The organism is Listeria rocourtiae subsp. hofi, assembly GCF_963575615.1.
Lineage (GTDB): Bacteria > Bacillota > Bacilli > Lactobacillales > Listeriaceae > Listeria_A > Listeria_A hofi.
The window spans coordinates 1-344 of the sequence record NZ_CAUYTL010000105.1 but is presented as its reverse complement, the minus strand read 5'-3'; the positions used below and the strand labels follow the sequence as shown (position 1 = coordinate 344).

General features: G+C 44.2%; 1 protein-coding gene and 1 pseudogene. Both read right to left on the bottom strand.

All coding sequences use genetic code 11. The features are described from left to right. Positions 1–55: 55 nt before the first annotated feature. Positions 56–160 (bottom strand): annotated as a pseudogene (locus R8925_RS15940) (hypothetical protein); the annotation flags it as partial. 16 nt (positions 161–176) lie between these two features. Next, positions 177–344: enoyl-CoA hydratase-related protein (locus R8925_RS15935; RefSeq protein WP_430536759.1), on the bottom strand; the 168-nt coding region annotated here is incomplete at its 5' end.

The following is a 344-nucleotide window of genomic DNA, read 5'->3' as shown; positions in this document are numbered from 1 at the left end:
CACTCATTCCATCCCGAACACCGAATGATGCCAAATTCCCCGCAAACTAGCACGCCGCATCATAAAATTCTAAAAATGTTTCCTTTCTATCCTGAAAAACGAGCGCAGTCCTCTCAGGAGAAAGCCACACTCGTTTTTCCAACCAATTGGTTAGTTCCATCATTATCCACCAACCATCAAGGGAATTTTGGGAATTGATCAAAGTCAGGGTCACGTTTTTCTTTGAACGCATCACGTCCTTCTTTCGCCTCATCAGTTGTGTAATAAAGAAGTGTAGCATCACCAGCAAGCTGCTGAATACCAGCCACGCCATCCGTATCCGCATTAAATGCCGCCTTAATAAA